The 20915-nt window shown below is 45.6% G+C and carries 20 protein-coding genes; 8 read left to right on the forward strand and 12 right to left on the reverse strand.

Features of this window, described 5'->3' with window-relative positions; translation table 11 throughout:
* Positions 1-8 precede the first annotated feature (8 nt).
* The 3 genes from ctaG to T458_RS33380 are packed head-to-tail and all read left to right on the forward strand — an operon-like array spanning position 9 to position 2337.
* The gene (gene ctaG, locus T458_RS33370) at positions 9-881 is read left to right on the forward strand and encodes a cytochrome c oxidase assembly factor CtaG (protein ID WP_023554849.1); all 873 of its coding nucleotides are present in this window, start codon (positions 9-11) and stop codon (positions 879-881) included.
* Between the two features lie 27 nt (positions 882-908).
* Positions 909-1520: an SCO family protein gene (locus T458_RS33375; RefSeq protein ID WP_023554850.1), complete on the forward strand. Its 612-nt coding sequence runs from the start codon at positions 909-911 to the stop codon at positions 1518-1520.
* Positions 1521-1530: 10 nt separating this feature from the next.
* Positions 1531-2337 (forward strand): FixH family protein, encoded by an 807-nt coding sequence (locus T458_RS33380; RefSeq protein WP_023554851.1) that lies wholly within the window; start codon positions 1531-1533, stop codon positions 2335-2337.
* Positions 2338-2932: 595 nt separating this feature from the next.
* Here the strand turns inward: T458_RS33380 and T458_RS33390 are convergent.
* Both T458_RS33390 and T458_RS33395 read right to left on the reverse strand, forming a co-directional pair.
* On the reverse strand, positions 2933-3916 hold the full coding sequence (locus T458_RS33390; RefSeq protein WP_023554853.1) for a C40 family peptidase: 984 nt from the start codon (positions 3914-3916) through the stop codon (positions 2933-2935).
* Between the two features lie 202 nt (positions 3917-4118).
* Positions 4119-5291, reverse strand: coding sequence for a UDP-N-acetylmuramoyl-tripeptide--D-alanyl-D-alanine ligase (locus T458_RS33395; protein WP_031305386.1), 1173 nt, complete (start codon positions 5289-5291; stop codon positions 4119-4121).
* Between the two features lie 158 nt (positions 5292-5449).
* On the opposite strand from T458_RS33395, the gene T458_RS0128340 reads away from it, so the two are divergent.
* Positions 5450-6481: a CapA family protein gene (locus T458_RS0128340; RefSeq protein ID WP_031305387.1), complete on the forward strand. Its 1032-nt coding sequence runs from the start codon at positions 5450-5452 to the stop codon at positions 6479-6481.
* An 83-nt stretch (positions 6482-6564) separates the two neighbouring features.
* On the opposite strand, the gene T458_RS33400 is transcribed toward T458_RS0128340, so the two are convergent.
* From T458_RS33400 to T458_RS33430, 7 genes are all read right to left on the reverse strand, one after another.
* Complete coding sequence (locus T458_RS33400) at positions 6565-7065, reverse strand: CarD family transcriptional regulator (protein ID WP_031305388.1); 501 nt, start codon at positions 7063-7065, stop codon at positions 6565-6567.
* 109 nt (positions 7066-7174) lie between these two features.
* Positions 7175-7645, reverse strand: coding sequence for a DMT family transporter (locus T458_RS33405; RefSeq protein ID WP_023554856.1), 471 nt, complete (start codon positions 7643-7645; stop codon positions 7175-7177).
* Between the two features lie 13 nt (positions 7646-7658).
* Positions 7659-8357 (reverse strand): Crp/Fnr family transcriptional regulator, encoded by a 699-nt coding sequence (locus T458_RS33410; RefSeq protein WP_023554857.1) that lies wholly within the window; start codon positions 8355-8357, stop codon positions 7659-7661.
* Positions 8358-8378: 21 nt separating this feature from the next.
* Positions 8379-8804, reverse strand: coding sequence for a DMT family transporter (locus tag T458_RS33415; RefSeq protein ID WP_023554858.1), 426 nt, complete (start codon positions 8802-8804; stop codon positions 8379-8381).
* Between the two features lie 298 nt (positions 8805-9102).
* Positions 9103-9648 carry an RNA polymerase sporulation sigma factor SigK gene (gene sigK / locus T458_RS33420; protein WP_023554859.1) on the reverse strand — a complete coding sequence of 182 codons (546 nt, stop codon included), beginning with the start codon at positions 9646-9648 and terminating at the stop codon, positions 9103-9105.
* Entirely contained in the window at positions 9584-11245 is a 1662-nt protein-coding gene (locus tag T458_RS33425) for a recombinase family protein (RefSeq protein ID WP_023554860.1), read from the reverse strand. The genes sigK and T458_RS33425 overlap by 65 nt, the downstream gene beginning before the upstream one ends.
* Positions 11246-11515: 270 nt before the next feature.
* A complete protein-coding gene (locus T458_RS33430; RefSeq protein WP_023554861.1) occupies positions 11516-12274 on the reverse strand; it encodes a hypothetical protein in 759 nt (252 codons plus the stop codon).
* Positions 12275-12549: 275 nt separating this feature from the next.
* Here T458_RS33430 and T458_RS57750 point away from each other — a divergent pair, with 275 nt between their 5' ends.
* The 4 genes from T458_RS57750 (at position 12550) to T458_RS33445 (ending at position 16144) form a co-directional block, all read left to right on the forward strand.
* A complete protein-coding gene (locus tag T458_RS57750; RefSeq protein WP_023554863.1) occupies positions 12550-12675 on the forward strand; it encodes a hypothetical protein in 126 nt (41 codons plus the stop codon).
* Between the two features lie 76 nt (positions 12676-12751).
* On the forward strand, positions 12752-14068 hold the full coding sequence (locus tag T458_RS33435) for a tyrosine-type recombinase/integrase (RefSeq protein ID WP_023554864.1): 1317 nt from the start codon (positions 12752-12754) through the stop codon (positions 14066-14068).
* 10 nt (positions 14069-14078) lie between these two features.
* Positions 14079-15206: a tyrosine-type recombinase/integrase gene (locus T458_RS33440; RefSeq protein ID WP_023554865.1), complete on the forward strand. Its 1128-nt coding sequence runs from the start codon at positions 14079-14081 to the stop codon at positions 15204-15206.
* Entirely contained in the window at positions 15203-16144 is a 942-nt protein-coding gene (locus tag T458_RS33445; protein ID WP_023554866.1) for a tyrosine-type recombinase/integrase, read from the forward strand. Before T458_RS33440 ends, T458_RS33445 begins: the two co-directional genes overlap by 4 nt.
* A gap of 364 nt (positions 16145-16508) precedes the next feature.
* Here the strand turns inward: T458_RS33445 and T458_RS33450 are convergent, their stop codons facing one another.
* From T458_RS33450 to T458_RS33460, 3 genes are all read right to left on the reverse strand, one after another.
* Complete coding sequence (locus T458_RS33450; protein ID WP_023554867.1) at positions 16509-17795, reverse strand: McrC family protein; 1287 nt, start codon at positions 17793-17795, stop codon at positions 16509-16511.
* Entirely contained in the window at positions 17795-20155 is a 2361-nt protein-coding gene (locus T458_RS33455; protein ID WP_023554868.1) for an AAA family ATPase, read from the reverse strand. Before T458_RS33455 ends, T458_RS33450 begins: the two co-directional genes overlap by 1 nt.
* Before the next feature lie 212 nt (positions 20156-20367).
* Positions 20368-20904: an HD domain-containing protein gene (locus T458_RS33460; protein WP_023554869.1), complete on the reverse strand. Its 537-nt coding sequence runs from the start codon at positions 20902-20904 to the stop codon at positions 20368-20370.
* Positions 20905-20915: the final 11 nt, after the last annotated feature.

Consider the following 20915-nt stretch of genomic DNA (forward strand, 5'->3'; position numbering starts at 1 on the left):
TAGTACCTATGAATCTCACCTATTTGACCGAAACATTTGGCTTTCGCGGGACGTGGAACCCTGAACTGATCGTACTGACCGTATTGATCGGTGTGGCATACTTTTCCTTTATTGGTCCCTTGCGTCATACCTTTCCGGACAATGAGCCAGCGAAGCCGAGACATAAGATCCTGTTTACAATAGGGCTCCTGCTCTTTTACTTCAGCCTGGGCAGTCCGTTAAATGTGAGCGGCCATTTCTTGTTCAGCGCCCATATGCTGCAGCAGTCCTTGCTGTATCTGGTCATGCCCTTGTTCATCCTGGCTGGAACACCTGCTTACCTGATCCGTTACCTGGCAAGTTTTCGCGTAATCAGAGGAATTTTGCGCGTTTTTACGCACCCCCTGCCAGGCGTGATCTTGTTTAATGCTCTGTTTTCTTTCTATCATATGCCCTTCATTCTCGACCTGTCGATGAACAATCTGGCGATTCACAACTCCATTCACTTGATCTTGTTGATCGCAGCTTTCTTCATGTGGATGCCGGTGATGGCTCCTGTTCCGGAAATTCATCGTCTGTCCCATTTGCAAAAGCTGGCGTATATTTTTGCCAACGGGGTATTGATCACTCCGGCATGTGCCCTGATCATGTTTGCTGGCGCTCCATTGTACGACACCTACTTGAATGGTCCAACGATGCTTTGTGCGCCGTTCTTCTCGGCACCGATCGACAAGTCGATGTTCGCCTTTACCATGGACCCCTTGGAGGATCAGCGTCTCGGCGGAATCATCATGAAGCTGATGCAAGAGATGACCTATGGTGTGATGCTTGCTTATATCTTTACGACATGGTACCGCAAAGAACGTGACCAACCAGATGATCAACTGCTCCCCCATTCTTAATGCCCGGGGAGGGAGAGGAGTCCTAGCATGACCGCTGCTTCAACTACTGCGTTACGGATTCGAAGATTGCTCATTTTCTTGCCGATCCTAGTCTTCCTTATCCTGCTGTCGTCCTGGTTTTTCGGACAGCCCAAGAACGTACAGGCCGCTCTTCCTGATATTTCGCTGGAGGCTTTGGACGGGAGCGCTTTTCCGCTGACGAACGAGAAAAAGAACCTTCGTCTTGTTGAATTGATCTACACGCGTTGTCCAGACGTTTGCCCGACTACAACGGTTCGGATGGTACAATTGCAAAAGCGGCTGATGGAAGAAAATCTGATGGGGAATGGAATCGAATTTTTGACTGTTACGATCGATCCAGTCAATGATACCCCTGAAGTATTGCAAAAGTACGCCCAAAATATCGGAATCGATCCGCAAGGCTGGGTTATTCTGCGCGGCGACGAAGAAACGATCAAAACCGTGACACGCTCGCTTGGATTCTTCGCCAATCAGACGGAAGACGGATTTATCTCCCATACCACCAGCACCTATTTGGTCGACGAGAACAACGTTGTCTTGCGCAAGTTTGGTATGGGAGAAGACTTCGATCCGGACGAAATCTACGAAGAACTAATCAACTTGAAACAGAAAGGGTAATGATCGGAACATGACAATCATACGCTTCATGCGCGTGCTTCCCTGCCTCCTTTTGCTCGTCTCGGTGGCTGCATGCGGCAATGACAATCAAGAGGCATTTGTGCCCGGTTCGCCAGTAGAAGCCGCCTTTACCATGGAACCAAGCGAGCCTGCTGTGGGTGATACCGTCACGTTTGCTGTTACGGTGACACAGGATGGCAAACCAGTGGACGATGCGAGCGAAGTAAAATTTGAGTGGTGGAGGGAAGGTCAGGAGCCGCATGAAATGTTGCCCGCCACCTTCCAAAAAGATGGCCTCTACATTGCCAAACAGACCATTTCCCAGCCGGGATCGTACTTTGTCTACTACCATGTCACAGCAAGGGATTTTCACACGATGAAAAAGATTCCCTTTACAGTAAAAGGAGAAACGGGCGAAGTCGATCAACCAACTCCTGCTGAACAGCAGAGCCAAGACAAAAAGACTACGTCCTCCACTGAACACGGAGGTTCGCATGACCATGGCACAGAAGCATCAGAGGGTGGACAGGTCGAGATGCATTTTATGCCGGCAACAGAAATTCGCGCATCGGAAGAGACTTGGCTTGGCGTCCACATCATGAACGGGGATGATGTCCTGCCAAACGCGACTGTACGCTTCGAATACTGGAAGGACGGAGAAGAAAAACACGCGTTTCAGGATGCTGCCGAAACCCATCCTGGTCAATATGGAGCGAAGCTTACATTCCCCGCATCTGGGGCTTATACTGTCAAGGTTCATGTCGAAGCAGGCAGCATTCACGATCACAAAGATTTTTCAGTAGCCGTGCAAGAATAGGAAATCCAAAAAACAGGCGCAGCTCCGTCGTACGATTGCGGAGCATGCGCCTGTTTTTGCAGGTTTGTTGGTATGATGAAGCGATTTGGCTGAATCAGCAAGTAAAATACGCAACGCGATTGACGTTCAACTCGTAATAGTCCCAGCGATTATTACGCCAGCGATAGCCGTAAACTGTGTTGCGACCTATCCTGAAGGGATAAAACCAAAACGTGCGACCGTTGTGGAGCCAGATGAACGTATAGCGATACAAGCATCCTTGAAAGCTCCATGGCCCGATTCTTCGCGGGCCTCCTCCACCTCGATAGCCAGGCGAGCTTGGTGCCCTCCCCGGGGGTGGTCCTGGTGGCGGAGGAAAACCTCCAGGCGATCCAGGGGGATACCCTCCTGAACCAGGGGGATAACCGGGATAACCTGGCGATCCAGGAGACCCAGGTGGAAACATATATGACATGACCCTTCACCTCCTACAAGTCTCCCTATAGGAGATGCAGCAAACGCGGAACTGGCATGTGCGTTTGCCGGCGGTCATTCACCCATTTTTCCGCATTTGTCCGAGATGCATCCGCCCGAATCTGGCTCTCACTGTTCCCGATTAATAGGGACGCCCCCCGCTGATAAAACGATACTCCCAATGGGTCCCTTTAAAATCGGTGATCCGTACTCCCCCGGATTCCTTGGAATACGTATGCAGCAGCTTGTTGTCACCGAGGTAGATCGCGACGTGATTGATGCTTTGCTTGGATACGTCAATCCCTTTGTAATCTGACTCCTTCCAGCCCTTGTACTTCATGACAAATACGAGGTCTCCCTTTTTCAGCTTGTTGATGTCCGTTGTCATCGTTCCGTGGGCTTTTACATAGTTGGCTTGGGATTTCGCTCCTCCCCGCCCCATATCGATGCCTGCCCCATCCAGATAGGCCCACATCGTGAATTCAGAGCAATCCATAGTCTTTTTATTGGAACGAGTGGATCCGTATTCGTATGGAGTTCCCAGGTACTTCATCCCTGCTGATACGACCTTGTTGCCCAAGTCCTTCCCCAGATTTTGATCGGGTTCTGTAGTGTTTGGCGGTGTGACCGAACCTGCTTCATCCGGTAGAATGCGGCGCACACTAAGCAACTTTTTGGAATAATCGCTCAAATTTTTAACTACCACTTTCTTTTCTCCCTGAGATGCGTACATGTATTGACCGTCTCCGATGTAGACACCCATGAAAGACGCAGATCCTTTCCCTGTAGAGGAGAAAAAGAGCAAATCACCAGCTTGTACTTCTTGCACAGATACTTTCTTGCCCGCCTTGTTCAGCTTGGCAATGGTATCCTCTATATTCATGCCGATCTTCTTGTATATGTAAGTTGCAAAACCTGCTGAGCCAAAAGCTTGTGGACCAACTGCCCCGTATTGATACGATTTTCCTTTCAGCGACTGGGCGATGGCTGCTACTTGCGCCCCTTGGGCTTCGGTTTGGGTCTGCGCCGCATGCGAAACAGCCTGTCCACCTTCTGCAAACATCAGAAAAGATGTGCTAAGCAAGACAGCAACAGTGGATTTTTGTAACCAATCTCGTTTCGTCAATGTGCTTCCCTCCAAGTTGTGAATTTCCCAACGAATTGGGTACGGAACCAGTCTACTGGAAAAAGCAAAACAGGTTAAGGCTGTAAATTTTCCCAATAGCTGAAATGATTACATAGTCAGGTGTCTATAGCCCTAGAGAACAAAATGCCTCATACAAGGAAAACTCTTGCCCTTTCATCAGACAAGAGTTTTCCTTTTTTGATTACAGCGCTTGTTTCGCGATGCTTTTCGTCGCCTCGCGATATAAAAACAAGACCGTTTCTCCCATTCGCAGTTTTCGGGAGCCCTTCACGAGAAAATACGTATTCGGCTTCAAGCGTTTCATCAGCATTCGATGAAGCTGTCTTTTACTGATGCAATGGACGACGCGTTCTGGAGGGAAGCCTGCCTGAATCGCTCCCCGCGCGATATATCTGGCGCTTTTTCCCAGGGTGTAGACGTAGTCGACCTGCTTTTGGCTCAAATAACGCCCGACATCTTCATGCCCCTTCTGTTCGTAATTGCCCATCTCCAGCATGCTGGCAAGGACTGCGACTTTCGTTCCTCTCGCCACCTGACACAGTGCGTCGATGGCAGCTTTGGCAGCATTGGGATTGGAGCTGTACGAGTCGTCGAGGATATGCACATTGCGTACAGTCCGATAATGAGTCAGGCGCTTTTTTTGCGGACGAAAACATCGCAAGCCTTCCTGGATCACTGCTGGCTTCAAACCAAGTGAATCCGCGACCGCGATGGCAAACAGGGCATTGTAGATATTGTGCTCGCCTAGTACGGGTATGAAAAATGAGTGCTCTTCGCCTTTTAGTTCACAGGAAAAAGATATGCCTTCCTCCGTCTGGCAGAAGTTGGTCGCACGGTAATCCGCTTCCTGCTGCAGTCCGACCGTAATAAACGCACCGGAAAATTTACCTGTATACGGCTGCTTGCAAAGCATGCGCGAGTACGCACAATCCATGTTCAGAAAGACCTTCCCATTTGGCTGCATATGACGAATGAGTTCCGATTTGGCCAATGCGATTCCTTGTTTGGTCCCTCCGACATTGCCGATATGGGCTGTCCCGATATTCGTGATCACGCCATAGGAAGGCTTGATGATTTGACAATGCCTCATGATATGGCCTCTACGCAGCATGCCAAACTCCAGAACCGCCGCTTGATGCTCCTTCCTGATCCGTCGTGCATGCGCTCTCGTATTGCCTAGAAAATTCTTGTTGAACATCGATTTGTACACTCGTCGGGTACGCCCGAGAATCGCTGCAATCATTTCCTTCGTCGTCGTTTTCCCTGCACTGCCAGTTACTGCGATGACAGGAATGCGCAGGATGAGCGGCTTGGTGGGCAGCTTGGCTATCTCTTTTCTCCCTATTTTTTTCAAACGCAGCCTCTCCTTTATTCGAGTCCACACCAAAATTCTTTTCTCATAGTATGAAGGGCGTAGACAGCCTGTATAGACCGTCATCTAGTCGTTGTCTCCACTTCTGTTCCATTCCGGTGGACGACTGGATGCATAGAGTAGCAAGAGAGGTGAGGCAGTTGAAAAAAAAGGTGACAATTGCCGCGGTCGGTGACATCCTGATGTGGAAAAGTCAGATTGCGGCAGCCCAAATCCCTGGCACCCGCCAATTTTCCTTCGCCGAACAGTTCGCCCCTGTCGCCGGGCTGTTGCAGCGTGCTGATTTTACGATCGGCAATCTGGAAACGACATTTTCTGGGCCCAAGCAGCCCTATCAGATCGGCTCGTTTCGCGCTGGGTATCCCCGATTCAACTGTCCGGATGAGCTTGCCCGTGATTTGAAGCATGCTGGCTTTCAGCTTTTAACGACGGCCAATAATCATTGTCTGGATGGCGGGCCCTTAGGACTTGGACGGACCTTGGATGTGTTGGATCGGTACCAGCTTGATCATACCGGCACCTACCGCAACAAGCTGGAGGCACAGCTCCCCTATATCAAGCTGGTAAAAGGGATTCGCATCGGAGTTCTGGCGTATACCTATGGAACGAACAAACAGAAGATACCAGCAAATGCACCCTGGATGGTCAATCTCCTTCATCCGGCACGAATGGAAGCAGACATCGTCAAACTTCGACCGCTCGTCGATATCCTGATCGTCTCCCTTCATTTTGGGATTGAATTCCGTTACACCCCGACACTGCGGCAACGGATACTCGTGCAGGCCCTTCTGGACCGCGGAGCCGACATCGTTCTCGGTGCTCATCCCCATGTTCTGCAGCCTGTCGTCACCCCTATGATCCGCCAGAAAAACAACCAGCATCGGAAAACGGTCGTTGCCTATTCACTGGGCAATTTTTCCTCCGAGCCGATGCTGAAAATCCAACAGTCGCAATGCGGGGCGATTCTTTTTTTGACTATCGAAAAAGAAGAGAATAGACAGGCTGAGCTCACCCAGATCTCTGTAGTCCCTACCTATACACTGCGTTTCACGCGAAAAGGCCGAATCGCTTACCGCATCGTTCCGTTGCGAACTTTGCTGCATAAGCCCTCCCCCTATTTTCTGCGGGCATGGGGACGCGTGAGAGAAATTATCGGCAAACGATTCCTATAAAAAAGACGCGGATCAATGGCATCCGCGTCTGCTTTGTACATGAATGAAGCTGCTCTGATTGTATTGTACTTGGTCAATCAGTATTATGCTTTACTTACTATTTCTTGCTTGCATACCGCTTGTTTCAAACGTTCAGATGCCTGTTCCGTATCCATTCCCAAGACTAGTTCTATCTCACTGATGATGATTTGCTGAGCATTATCCAGCATAAGTTTGTCAGAAGTGCCTAAAATTTTGTTCTTGCTAATCGTTGTCAAATCGCGGATCACCTCGGAGATCTCGTATAGGTCTCCGCTTTTCATTTTGTCCATATTGATTTTTTGACGCTGGCCAGCTTGAACGGAAAGATCTGCCTCTCCCTCCTGCAAACGCGCCAAAACATCGTAGAGGACGTCTTTCTCAACTACGCGGCGAATGCCTAGTGCGGACATCTTCTCAACAGGAACCATGATGTCTAAATCTTTCAGCAGCATGTTCAACACAAAATACAAATGTTTCTCGCCGAGAAATTCTTTTTCCTCCCGGGCCTGAATGATTCCGGCTCCATGCATGGGGTAAAAAATCTTGTCTCCTACTTCAAACATACGTCCACCTCCCAGACAACCTCCTTCTATTATACCACACTTTACTCGTTTAAAATTTTTTATTTTATCATAATCCAACAAATTGAGTCAATGATTCATTTCCACTTTTTCACTGATATCCATTTGGCAGCGTGCTCTGCCTCACCCTACCTCCAACTTTAAAGAGTAGAACCCCAGTTACAATGACAAGGACACCAATTAGTTGCTTAGGTGTAAAGGGAACCTTCACCAGACCAAACAACCCCAAAGAATCCCACAAGATCGCAAACATGAGCTGTGAGATCAGGACGATTGAGATGGCGTACGTGGGACTGAGCAGCCGAATTCCCTGAACCAGGCAGATCACTACTCCTACGCCAATCATTCCACTGAACCAGTACCAAAGCTTCATCTGCGAAAAAGGAAACCCACTCTGTCCTGCAAAGATAACTGCGCCCGCAAGCGATGCCAAAAATCCCATCCCTAACACGAGAGTCGTTGTCGTCCAAGACCCAACGTGTTCATTCACTTTCGCATTGAATATATTTTGCAGGCTGACTAGTGTACCTGCGAGTAGCGCCATCAATACTCCTTGTATCATTTGAATTCACTTCCTATTTGTAGAGATTATGATTGGCTAATTCAGAAAGTTTTTTCTTGTCCTTTACCGTAACACTTCCATTTATCCGCTCAATCAGACCCGCTGCGCAGAGCTGTTGGATGACCCGATTCAGATGTTTGTAGCTGGTTCCAATCAGATTCGCTGCATCACTCAAACTAGTTGCGGGAAGTTGCCCCACTACCTGATTATCGGATTCATCAAAGCACACAGACAGAAGATAGCTTGCCAGTCTCACTTCCACCGGATACATTAAATTAAAGCTCATCGAGTTTGATTTTATGGCGAATTTTTGCGTGATGATCTCCAGTAAAAATTTCAGAAATGGCGCATCATCGCTGCCGTATTTTGATAACCAGCGATATTGAATGCCAATCATCATCACGGACGAAACCGCCTCAACCGTATTTAGAAAATCCATTTTTCGTACATATTCAATATCCCCGATCAACTCAAGCGGTGTTTTAAAAGAGAGAATTAAGGTTTTTCCTTCCGGAGATGTTGTATAGATTTTAATCTTTCCCTTGACCAATACATACAGATTTGCAGCGGGTTCTCCTTGCGAACAAATCCGTTCACCATTCTCAAAACGATATAACGATAAATGCGGATGCATTGATTTGGGAAGGATGGTCTCGATATGATGCTCACACAAATAGGCATTCAACTGAACTCGATCATGAATTTCGATCATGTCGCTGTTTTCCCTCCACTCTTACATTTTGAGGATCACCACACCCGCGATCATCAGCCCGATGCCTATGAATTGCGGCAACCTCATCTTCTGCTTCGCCAAGCCGAACCATCCGTTGCAATCCATAAAAAAGGTCATGCTCAATTGGGCAATTAACAAGACAGATATTGTCAGGGTTGCACCGATCAAATGCATAGCGGTGACATTACTAAAAATAATCATCGCCGCAAAGGCTCCGCCAGTCAAATAGGCAGGCTGTACGCGTTTTAGACCATGCCAATTCTTCTCCCCGACTATCAGCAGGACCATCAAGGATGTCAAGAATCCAGTAAACTGGGTAATGGTCGCTGTGTGCCAGGTCCCAATATCTTGACTAATCCGCGAATTGGCGACACTTTGCAGCGTAAGAAAGGCTCCGCCCATAAAAGCGAATATGGCTCCTTTCATTTCCTTGTCACCTCCCGTCATTTTTTCCATTATTAAATGACAGTTTGAGATCTTGGAAAAGGACATATGTCCTCGGATAAAACGTGCCACATTTCCGAACCAAGCGAAGCCGTCGGACCTTATCTTGCTCGAGTTACCTTGGCATCATGAAGATTTTCAGTTCATTGGACCGCAATTGATTTGCAATGGCAGGACTGCTAGCCCTGATGGATCGGGTGGACACGAAAAACCCGCAAGCTGGCCATTTTTCCAAATGACCTGCTTGCGGGAGCGCCTGACCTTCCGATTGCAGTCCCCACTATCTATTCTGTGTCTGTTTCGTCCGGTAAAATTCATTAAACAACTTCATTAATGCCCGCTTTTCAATTCGTGAGACGTATGAACGAGAGATGCCAAGTTCCCGAGCGATCTCCCGCTGCGTCTTTTCTTTGTCCTGGTCCAATCCAAACCTGCCGATGATGACTTCTTTTTCACGCTCGTCGAGGATGTGGATGTGCTGGTAGATCTTGTTCGACTCCAGCTTCAATTGCACCGCATCCACTACTTCATCGGTCTCTGTCCCGAGTACGTCTATAAGCGTGATTTCATTGCCCTCTTTGTCAGTTCCGATCGGATCATGCAGGGAAACGTCCTTCTTCGTTTTTTTCAGACTGCGGAGGTGCATCAGGATTTCATTTTCAATACAACGCGCCGCATACGTCGCCAGCTTCGTTCCCTTATCCACCTGGTAGCTCTCAATTGCCTTGATCAGACCAATGGTCCCGATGGAGATCAGGTCTTCACTGTCTTCTCCGGTGTTCTCGAATTTCTTGAGGTTGTAAACAAGAACCGATGTCATCCTCATGCTGAAGAAACTGTTGGCGTTTTAACTCATCTAGTGCTCCGACTGCAGTAATCTGTACTTCGTTCCCGTCGTAGCGAATAACAACTTCATCAACCAGGGTCTCCAGGATATGTCGCTTCTCCTCAAGGGTAAGCTCGTCGCCGGCGCTCTCGATAAAGTTTCGGACAGCCTTGGAGACCTCGGCAATCCGATTGGCCGATATTTCCTTCTCCGCTTGTTCTGACAACTGCTTTTCGTACCCGGCAAGCTCTTGCTCCAACGACTTTAGTCCGGCATTAATCTTTTGCATTTCGGTAAGCATCTCCTGCTCATCAATGACCTCCCGCTTGAACATGATTTTGATTTTTTCCTTTTCCTTCTCCTTCTGCTCCAGCTGACGTTTGATGTGGTCCGCGGCGGATTGAAGTTCCAGGTTAATCTCATTCGATTTGCTTTGCAGCCGCTCCATATAATCATCGGGATTAGACAATGTCTCCAAAATGAGCTGCCAGACGTAATGATCCAACATATCGGCGCGCAACGTTTGAGTCGGGCACTTCTCAACTCCTTCACCATACTTCTTTGGGAAGAGGTTTGGACATCTGTAGCAGGTGTAACGGATCTTTTCTCCCGTTTCTTTATTTACCCGGCCTGTATAAGTAGTTGCTTGCCACATTCTGCCGCAATGTCCACACCGGATCATGGATTTTAACAAATACTCATACTTTACATTTCCTGACCGTTTCATGTTTTTCTCTTTCTGCACCTGGGCTAATTCAAACAGTTGCGGGTCAATGATACTTGGCACGGTAACCTCGATCCAGTCCTTTTCCTCGCGAAAGGCATATGTTTTTTTCGGTGTGCCGTTCTTGGTTTTCTCCCCGCGAATCTTCCGGGTTTCTCTACGATTGTAATAGAACTTGCCGATGTACACCTCAGAAGTAAGAACCCTTCTAATGGAACTGGCGCTCCAGTTCCTGCTTTCCCCTCGTTTGGGTACCGCCCCCAACGCATAGAGTCGATCCCCGATTTCACGAAGCGTATAGTTCTCATGAACATACCAGTGGTATATCTTCTGGACAAATTCGGCTTCCTGCGCATTGATAATCAAGGTATTTTCATGAAGATCATATCCATAGGGAGCCACACGCATGGGCATGATCTTCTTATCTTTTTCCACCGCTTTGAGTCTTCCGCGTACCGTCCGCTTCTTGATTAAAGACAACTCGTATTGTGCTATGGAACTCATCAGGTTGAAAAAAAGCTGCCCTTCCGGCGTATTCCGGTATTCCGTGTCCACGAACACCAGCTCGATATTGCTCCGCTCCAGCTCACGGCAAAGGATTAATTTATCCGTCAAGTCCCTGGTCAACCGGTCGGGGTGGGTAACAATCAAGCGACGGACCAGCCCTTGCGCAACATCTTGTCTGAATTCATTCATGGCGGGCCGATCGATATCTTCACCTGTGAATCCTTCTTCGCGATAAACTTTGATCATGGATTCGGGAATTCCCAAGTCTTTCGCTTTCCGCATGCAAATCTCAATTTGTGCATCAAGGCTTGTGCCCTCTGATGCTTGCATGCCTGTAGAAACCCTTGGATAAATGGCCGTATACATGGAGGTTCGCTCTTCTCCTTTCTGATCACTATCACTTTCCAGTATGGACAAAGAGAGAAACAAAAAAACCGGCTTATTCAGTCGGTTTCAAGATCAAACGCTTTAGGATGTAATCGATAACGGCATTTTTGGCCTCTGCAGCGGATAAGGTGTTTGAGACTTGAACTGAATCACTACATAAAGTATGAGGCACATATACGATTTTGATTGTCGGCATTCGCTCCATACTTTTCACCTCAATACACCTTATTCCGTCTGCGGTTTGTCCTATCACAAGCGCATGGTGTTTTGGATATACTTGAACTCCGTTTCCATAATTCGAACAATAGCCGATTCATGATCCGCCCCAATGAATGTCCAGTACCGGTGCCCAGGTACAACAGATTGGGTAATGAATCCTGACCATGTTAAGGACTTCGATTTTAGAGCGGACATGAGTTTGTCCAAACTTAATAGGTCATTTTGATATAGATCAACGACGATCACATCGGTTCGTGATTCTAGACGGATATAACATTCTTGATCCGTGTTTGTCTGGATGACATATCCTTTTACATCTCTATTACGATCTTCAGCCATTCTCAATAACGGAATCAGGTCTTCCATACAAGTTAAAGCTATCCCGCTAAAATCATAATTTTTAAAGTTCCATCGCTCCATAACAAGCATATCCTTATAAGCCCAATCAAAAGGAACACGGTGGATGATGCCAAATTGGGCCAGTAGCTCATTGCTGAATCTCCTAGATTTCAAAGGGTTCGTTAAGTCGAAAATTGTAGAAGAAGATTCCGAAAAATCTCCCAGCAAGAGTGTTCTTAACTCCGCTGTCCTTAAACTAAAGGCATGTATCAATGCTTTTCGACGATAAGGCAAGGATAGTTTCCGTAGCAGAATACCAAAAGTTATTGGGTCAGTAGCTGCCAGTTCTTTCACCTCATACCAGTCTCGATCATGCCTGCTGATATAAGTGATTTCGTCTATTTCACCATGGATGAATTTTAAGGCTAGTTGAAGAAGGTCTTCCTTCAACCTAAGCTTTACACTCCATCAGCTTAATCCCGTATCAAAGCACTCATCATCAACTCTCCACAAATGGAGCCGATTCTTGTTTCTTTCGGCCGAAATCCTCGCATAACCCGAAAACCCAACGAGCTTTTGCTCCATTTGTGGAGCAACCAGGACAGAAAACGAAAGCAAATGATACCTTTACATCAATGATGTGGACCATCGGGCCCCACCTCCTTTCTTAAGCAAAAGCTGCTGTCTGAACGGTCAAAGAAACAGAATCTGAGGGAGAGATGTAGATGGATAACGATCAGAATATTAAAGATATCGATATTTTGGGATTCATGTATTCGGATCATTGGAAGCAAAATGCGAAAACTATTGCAGAGATTGCTTCTTATGAGAACTCTACTTCGCAAGAATGATTTACAAACTGTCCCAACTGGCAATCATGATATTAAGAGTCTTAGTTGGGAGAAGGTGCTCACGTTCTTGAATACCATGTATGCATTTCGTTGGCCTGAAGAGGACGTCGAGATATGTTCACCAGAAAGTGGTTCTCTTGCATTAAATGAATGGATCTTTTCAACCCAGATTCAAGGCAAAATCTTTGCCCCCGTGCTACTGGATTACCTTGATAATAAAAAGTCGATCAAATCCACCAGCTACTTTTCTTTGATGGAATACGCACTAGAGCTCATTGATTTTTTTAAAACCCGTTATGGGCTTGATGCTAGATCCATTCAAAACAAAGAATTGGCAAATAAAGATGCACTTATTAATTTCATTGAGCATTCTTCCTACAATTTCGTTCAACGTGACATGATTCTAGCAATAGCTCGAAAATTAATCTCTAATGGGTTCGAATTAAAGAAATCAACAAACGGTATTTCTACAAAAAAGAGGACTCAAGATATAAATCATCCCGCTATCACTGCGCATATTAAAGATTTACACCGTTCAGGAGTCAAGGAAAAAAGCGTTAACGGTAAATATAAAATCAGTTACGCCCTATTTTTAAACTGGTTGAATAAAACATACGTTCAGTTCCAGAGCACTTCATGCGACGCATTACCATTGTCATTAGTTACTGAGGAGCATCTACTCGAATTCAAGCAATATTTACTCCGTTTAGAAAAGAAAGGGATCTATATCAAGCAAACGGTTAGCAATAGTTTTTACGATATCCGATTCCTTCTGGCTAACCTCTATAAATTGGGCTGGCTTGCTAAAGACATAACAATGGATGTTACAGGAATCCCGTACGAGAGATACTATTATCGCGAGTTACCAACAGATGCTGAACTCCAGTGTTTTTTTCATAATATCCAACTCTATTCTGATCATCCCACATTGGAACTGGCAGCCTTTGGGTTGATGCTTTGTCTTGGTTTGCGAATTCATGAAGTTGCTAACATTCGCTATCAGGATATCAATGTCGAGAATAGAACCATCTCTGTCTTCGGAAAAAACGAGAAATCGGCCATTCTACCCTTACCTGATCCGCTACAGAATTACTTTCACAAGCTTGTTGTCAACAAAAGTCAGGATGTCCATCTGTTTGGAAACAACAGCCAATCAACTATTCGCAAATTAAGGGCACAGTACAAACTTTATTCTTTTGTCTCGGGATGGAAATATCCGGGGGGTCCCCATTTACTGAGGCACACTTTCATCAGCAGGTTGTCGGAACGTACAGATTGCCCGTCACAATTGCTTATGTACTTGGCAAGGCATGATCGGCCAGAAAATACTGCACGATACGTCCACCGGAGCTCCAATCAATTAACAAATGCTGTAAACAAAATCAATTACTGAGGAGGTTCCCATGCCTAAAGTAATCAACGATACAAAGTATACCGAACTTAAAGAACAACTGAATCAGCTGTTATGTCTTTATGGTCCAGAGAAAATGCGGCAAGTTATGGAAACCTTGCCTGTCCAGACACAGACAAAACCTAATATGCCCCTGGCAGTGCGGAACGTTTCATTTCTCGAAGCCGTTGATGCTTTCTATCAAAGCAGCAAGTTTTCTGGACTTAGCCGGACCACGCAAACAACGTATCGGTCAGAGATGAAACTTTTCCAGCAACATGTCAAGGAAAAGTTTGGCGACGATCCGCAGTTTGAAAAGGTAACAAACGGCGAATTCTTGTCTGACTATATTAAGCTTAATGAGGATCCTAATACAAAAGCCAAGAAGTCTTCCTTTCTTCGCACCTTCATAAAGACCACATACAAAATATTTTATGGCCATCAGGATCTCGGGGACTTGAAGACTATACTACGCGTTCGATGGTCAAACGATGACGCACCAAAGGCCTTTACTAAAGTGCAGATCGCAGAAATCTTGCAGATCGCTCAATCTCGTAATCATGATAGCCTTTACACTGCAATTATCTGGACTTTCCTTGGGAGTGGAATTCGCATAAACGAGCTGTGCCATCTAAGGATCGGTGATATCACACCTGATACTCAAACAATCAAGGTAACACCCAAAGGGGCTGAGAATACCAAGAAAGTCCGAAAAATCAACGAGCTCGCCTTAATGATACTCACAGATTTTATAGAGAAAAAATACAGTCGCGCTCGCGAGGTGATGCCAGATTCCGATTATCAAAGGCTCTATATCTTTTCAAGCACTGCCGGGGATAAACCCATCACATCTAGAGCCATTCAGCAATTTATGAAACGTATTATTCGCGAGTCTCAGTCGATAAAGGAGGAAGACAAAGATCGTTTAGGTCCTCACTCTTTTCGTCATTCTTTTGCCGTTCAAGGCCTTGAAGCAGGGATCGATATATACACCCTCTCGAAGCTTTTAGGACACGAATCGATCGACAGCACAATGAAATACTTGCGGCTATTCGATGATCAGCTTCGAGACGCCATTAACAAGCACCCATTTGCTCAAGAGATTATTCAAAAAATTAGAGAAAGGTTGGAGAACAAATGAAACGTTTGTTATTGGATTCCCCTTACTATGCCAACTGGAAAAAACATACCCATCTCAAGGATTCTGCAATTTACGCTTATAGTCGCCAGTTCATGAAATTTGAACAATATCTGAGCTTAGACTTTGAGGGAGAGCTGGATTTCGATAAATTTTATTATGATACTGAATCCGAGACTTATCGCCCGATCGATACTGAATGTATTGACGGTTATATCCAGTTTCTCAAGAAGAGGTTTCAGGCAAGCAAGAATACTATCTTCAATAACATTGTTTACCTGAAACATTTTTTTACGTTACTTCACGGTCTTGGGATGATTAAACAAAACCCCATGAAGAATTTTCCGAATCCGTACTATGAACGCCGAATAATAGATCGTTCCCTCTCCATTGGTGAATGTCAGCGATTATTTCAAGCAGCGCTTAAAGCCGATCCATTTGTCCGGAAGTTCTATATCCTCATATTGCTAATGTCAACGACCGCTCTTCGAAACAGGGAGATTATACAGCTAACGTACGAACAGATTGATTTTGAGCGCAAGGTTATTCTGGTTAACAAAGGGCAGAAAACCTCCTCCGAAGTCGTTTATATGCCCGATTCCCTCGTTGTTGAGTTGGAGCGTTATTTGCATCATCCGGTTGTAGAAGAATGGCGGAATTCCGGACATTCCGAGGTTTTCTTTGAAAACAATCGACCACTAACAAAAGCAGCATTAAACCGAATCATCAAGAATCTTTGCCTAGAGGCCGGTATACAAAAGACAGTCACTGCCCATAGTTTTCGACATACAACGGCATACTTGATGCAGAGCAGCGGGATTGACATTATCGCTATAAAACGACAACTACGCCATAAGCAGTTATCAACAACTTTGCGATATGTTCCTCCAGTTGACGCTGCGAAGCTGCTGAATGACGCGTGTTCCGATCTTCTTCAATAACAACAAAAAGAACCCGAAGAAAGCAAAGAAAAAATGTTTCATTCGGGTTCATTATTTGAACAATTATAGTACACAAGGACAAACTACTCCCGTGTTGTAATTAATCACCATAAAGGGAATTGGATACCGAAAGCACCTGGCTCGAGGAAATGGTATCAATTAACTGTCCCGCGAGGACATGATTTGGGCCAGAGGATGGCCACTCATTAGGCTTCCGTTGGGAACAGAAGCGATAGAAGGAACAAATTTATTATATAGTGGATGTGCTTTGAAATCAATAATAGCAAAGGTCACTGTTGCTCGGCTAGTTCTCGTATCTCATAAGGACTAGCCTCTTCCGGAACTTTCATTTCATGCTCCCTTCTTAACTCTCAAAAAAATGGCATATTAACTTTATGAACTCTTTTTGTATTTGATCCAGGTCTTCGGAAGCAATGTCAATATGAAGAGCTGATATCCGGATCTCCTGATTTCCGTTATGTATCAAATAGGTTGCTAGCGGATTCTGGAAATATTTATTCGCACGGAAAACTGGGTATACCAGAAACAACCGATTGCATTGATAACGGACTGCATAGGCCAACATTTGGTAAACATCCGACTCCGAAAGTCGAGTATTCTCTTCAGAAATGGGATTTTTATATTTCGCATCTACAATCATTTCGATTGGCGTGTCTGATCCTGCTCGGCTGCATGCGATTGTAATATCGGGTCTGAGCAGAAAAACCTCTTTTTCAGCATCCAAGTAACGTTGTGGCGTCTGATAACGGACCACCCAATCATCCGAAGATAACCCCTTATCCAACCATTGATATAACGAGAACTCAAATAATTGATTCAATGGGATCAAAAAGGTAAAGGTACGCTCGTCGCCCGCATGGACCCCAGGTTGACGGTTAAGGTAAAACATCTTAGCGAGTTCAAACACCGGCCGATAGTCTTCGTTTAACCGATTGAATCGTACTCTTTGGAACATCGATTCGGTAAGCCGGATGGGACAGATATCCTCTAAAAGCAAAAGCGCATGGCTCAAACTAGTTTTGTTTTCCTCGTTTTTCGTCAATGTTCTAAGTGAAATCATTGTGGCTTTAATGATTTGGTTAAGCAGATTGTCTTCCGTGAATTCCTGATAACTAACATAATGCTTATGCTTAAATCCCCCATTCCTGAGCAACTGCCGCTGAAAAAGGATCCTTCCTCTAATGAAGGCCAGGTTGCCCTCAAAATCTTCATATTGACGATGAATTTGCTTCTGAAAGAGTTCCAAGAACCTCTTAATGAAAATGTGAATGAAAATCTCCAGCAAATCTCCGTTCATAGCCGCTATAAGTTGAGGTTCCGGAATATCTTTGACTGAAAGGAACCCGCTAGATGCCAGCAAACGGAACAGCATCCGAACGGACGAACGTTTTTCCTCTTCGAAGTCTTCAGCGGATGCCGCATCTTCATAAAGTTTGGGCAGAATCTGTAGCTGCAAGGAAGGAGTGGCGATAAATCCAACATACTTCCTTAGCAGCACTCGGTTATCTACACTGAAGCTAATATTTTGCCTTCCCCAAATGGACTCCAACGAAGATAATTCCATCCTATGTTCATTCGAGATTGGTTCCAACGAATACCTGTCTTCAAAGACGGTGATGAGTTTCGGCATCAGTCTTCTATTCCTTTATAGAGGGTCAACAAGGCCTTCTCGAAGTCGGAAACCGTATCTTTATCGGAAGGCTGCGTGCTTAAGAACCGCATGCTTCCGGATTTCTCGAAGAACTTGGTTCCAACAACCGACTGAATAGCAGCGACATCGTTGTAGAAGTATTCAGCGATTAATGGCAAAATTTTATAATACCAGCTCTTAAAAAGATCATCGATCGTTAAAACATCCATCAAATAGGCGTGGCCGATCCGATGGTCTCGATCCAGCTTCTCCGATATTTTTTCGTTAAGGCTGCGCAAAAGACTTGCAAGTTCCACCGAGCCCACTTTTGCTGTATTTTGTTCGATAACCGCATAATCTGGTTCCATTTCCGCGAATACGAACCGTCTTCTTAGCGCGGTATCCAGCATCGCGATCGATCGATCGGAAGTATTCATCGTACCGATAATATACAGGTTCCTAGGCAACGAGAAAGGCTTTTTGGAATAGGGCAAGATCGTGCTGACCGTTTGCCTTTTGTCCTTTTCAATCAATGTTATCAGTTCACCAAAGATTTTAGAGATGTTACCTCGGTTGATTTCATCGATGATCAAATAGTATGGTTTTTGCTGATGCTGCTGTGTCTTAACCGTTTTATTTATATCGTTGGAAATACCGATCAATTTCTGAACGTCGGACATTTGAATTCGGGGAAGCTCGTAAATCGTTTTGAGAGTAAGACTTACTCCGCCGTTCATATCGTAAATATCCGCGGGGTCCGTAAATTCTTTCAACCACGCAACCGGCCGGACATGTGGCGCCACATGTCCCTTTCTGTAAGCATAATCCCCTGTTATCACACCAATATCCCGAATCGTCCGAGGGCCATCATAGACAAATACGATATCACCTCGTTCCATTTGGTTAATGAGAGTATCTAGCGTATTGGCATCCATTGTAGGCTTTTGAGCCCCATCATCCCGCTCATTCTCAAGCAAGGAATAAATTTCGTCATATGATTTGTCTGTAAGGTCGATGTGATCGAGAAAATCGACCGCTATTTGTTTGCCCGCTTTACATTGGTTGTAAATGTGATCGCTGTTGCGGCGGCCGAGCGATACTTTCCAGACCCGGGATCCCGAATGTATGAACTCGGCTCCCGAAATACCGGAGGACTCAGATTCCGCTTTGATAATTTGTGCTGACGCGTCTTCCACCATCTTTTTCAGAACGCCAGGCTCCACACGGTACCGAATCTCACCACCTGCTTCGTCTTGCTTCATGTCTTCTTCCAATTGGGGGCGAATGCCCTCAATAAATTCCTCATACGAGTATGACTGGTGGAAAGTGATGAAACGTACCCGTTCTTCCCGTTCAACTTGGACGAACGGGATATATCGTTTACGGAATGTATACTCAAACGCTTCAATGATGTTCTTCGTAGCGAACGTCTTCCCTGTTCCCGGCGGTCCGTATAAAATCAAATTGGGGTTGAAATCCAGCAACTCAGCATACGCACGGTATTGTTCAAACAATTCCGGCGCGTCCTCGATATCCGAAGATTCTACCGTATGCGTAATTGGTGTTTTCCCTTCAGTTCCAACTTCCATATTCGGTTTGCTGATCGGTGTCTTGCGGCGGCCAACCAAGACGTTGTCATAAAGGCGAATAGGATTATCCACTACAAAATAACCTTGCTTTTCCAATTCATTCAGGACGCTTTTCAAATAGTTACGTTTATTCGGCGCTTCCTCTTCGGCAAATTCAAGCAACTGTAGCAATGTATACCGTTCATTGACGGAATTTTTGTCCTCGTACAGTTTCTGCAAACTGGCATAAGGTTGGGATTGTCCATTCTTCCATTCCAATATCCCGACTATTCTTGATGTTACGAGATTGTCGATTACAACCATGATGTCATTTTCCGCAACCGACGGGAGTTGAGAACTTAGTGTGACGTAATAACGACGAACCGAAGCAAAAGAAAGCTGGTCCCAGTTTTCCATGGGAAACGCCGAGGTCGTCTCAATGGGAAAGAATCCGTGACCTGGAGTAGCTTTGTTAATTTTATTAAGCAAGTTGAGATCCAAATTGAAATATGGACTTTTAATAAATTGCACGACGGGTACAGGATGCGGAAACCGCTTGATTTCTTCGAAAAAAACAACACCTGTATCCGACGGATTAATAGGATTTACCTTATGCCCATATTCCCTCACTTTCCATAACGCAATTACGTTGGCATTGGTCACCACAAACACGAAATCCCCAGGTTCGATCCCCCCGTACCAGGTACTCTCCTTGGCGCCGGCGGCGTAATACTTCTCTTGGATTTGATGCGGTCTTCTACTGTCAAACTTGCCGAAATATACTTTGCTCATATTGGATCTCCTCGATTTCATTTATCCACTATTTTCTTTGTCACAGGTGTATCGTTACAAGATACCACGTTTTAAATTTCTTTTGAAATGATGATAAATCTCATGCGGATATAAGTTCAATAGCTGCATCAGCGCTGTGCAGAAGCCGATCAGGATGATTGGCCCTTCACTATTCGACTGTAACTCGATCCCGCGTTCCACCAAATAGTTAGCTAGACGATCGAAGTCTGCCTCATATTTCGGGACTCTTCAAGCAACTTAAACCGTGATTTGTACCCGAGGCTTTCCACCAGCCCCTTATAGTACCATTCCTGACTATCACGTCCTCGTTTGAAACGAGACCATGCCTCCTCACCGTACTGCTTCAAGTCCCTCTTAATCGAACGAATATTGTGTAGTTTGTCTGCACAGGACGTCTGCCGAATAGCAACGGTTGCATGTTTAAGTTCATCTAGCGTATGCTGCTTTCTTTCCTCCCATGATGCACCTTTGTCCGGTTCTGAGCAGCCTTTTACGATTTCCAATACTTTAGGACCGAAGAAGGCCAGTAAATCCTCCTCCGTTGTATCGGTATCTTCCAACGTGTCATGCAAAATTCCAGCCGCGACAACTTCCTCCGAACAACCTGCCCGCTGCAAAATCATGCCCACAGCATAAGGATGACTAATGTATGGTATCTCTGTGCCTTTTCGGCGCTGTTCCCGATGTGCAACGGCAGCAAACTCAATTGCCTTATCGATTAAAGTCATGGACACGGTTT

It is taken from the genome of Brevibacillus panacihumi W25, assembly GCF_000503775.1.
Taxonomy (GTDB): domain Bacteria; phylum Bacillota; class Bacilli; order Brevibacillales; family Brevibacillaceae; genus Brevibacillus; species Brevibacillus panacihumi_A.

Excerpts from the sequence above, each read along its gene's own strand:
- T458_RS33405 (WP_023554856.1), bottom strand. The coding sequence starts at position 7,645 with ATGATACAAGGAGTATTGATGGCGCTACTCGCAGGTACACTAGTCAGC.
- T458_RS57750 (WP_023554863.1), top strand. The coding sequence starts at position 12,550 with ATGGATAACGATCAGAATATTAAAGATATCGATATTTTGGGATTCATG.
- T458_RS33375 (WP_023554850.1), top strand. The coding sequence starts at position 909 with ATGACCGCTGCTTCAACTACTGCGTTACGGATTCGAAGATTGCTCATT.
- T458_RS33435 (WP_023554864.1), top strand. The coding sequence starts at position 12,752 with ATGTATGCATTTCGTTGGCCTGAAGAGGACGTCGAGATATGTTCACCA.
- T458_RS33400 (WP_031305388.1), bottom strand. The coding sequence starts at position 7,065 with ATGTTTGAAGTAGGAGACAAGATTTTTTACCCCATGCATGGAGCCGGA.
- T458_RS33440 (WP_023554865.1), top strand. The coding sequence starts at position 14,079 with ATGCCTAAAGTAATCAACGATACAAAGTATACCGAACTTAAAGAACAA.
- T458_RS33460 (WP_023554869.1), bottom strand. The coding sequence starts at position 20,904 with ATGACTTTAATCGATAAGGCAATTGAGTTTGCTGCCGTTGCACATCGG.
- T458_RS33415 (WP_023554858.1), bottom strand. The coding sequence starts at position 8,804 with ATGAAAGGAGCCATATTCGCTTTTATGGGCGGAGCCTTTCTTACGCTG.
- ctaG (WP_023554849.1), top strand. The coding sequence starts at position 9 with ATGAATCTCACCTATTTGACCGAAACATTTGGCTTTCGCGGGACGTGG.
- T458_RS33450 (WP_023554867.1), bottom strand. The coding sequence starts at position 17,795 with ATGCCGAAACTCATCACCGTCTTTGAAGACAGGTATTCGTTGGAACCA.
- T458_RS33380 (WP_023554851.1), top strand. The coding sequence starts at position 1,531 with ATGACAATCATACGCTTCATGCGCGTGCTTCCCTGCCTCCTTTTGCTC.
- T458_RS33445 (WP_023554866.1), top strand. The coding sequence starts at position 15,203 with ATGAAACGTTTGTTATTGGATTCCCCTTACTATGCCAACTGGAAAAAA.
- T458_RS33455 (WP_023554868.1), bottom strand. The coding sequence starts at position 20,155 with ATGAGCAAAGTATATTTCGGCAAGTTTGACAGTAGAAGACCGCATCAA.
- T458_RS33425 (WP_023554860.1), bottom strand. The coding sequence starts at position 11,245 with ATGTATACGGCCATTTATCCAAGGGTTTCTACAGGCATGCAAGCATCA.
- T458_RS33410 (WP_023554857.1), bottom strand. The coding sequence starts at position 8,357 with ATGATCGAAATTCATGATCGAGTTCAGTTGAATGCCTATTTGTGTGAG.
- sigK (WP_023554859.1), bottom strand. The coding sequence starts at position 9,648 with ATGAGGATGACATCGGTTCTTGTTTACAACCTCAAGAAATTCGAGAAC.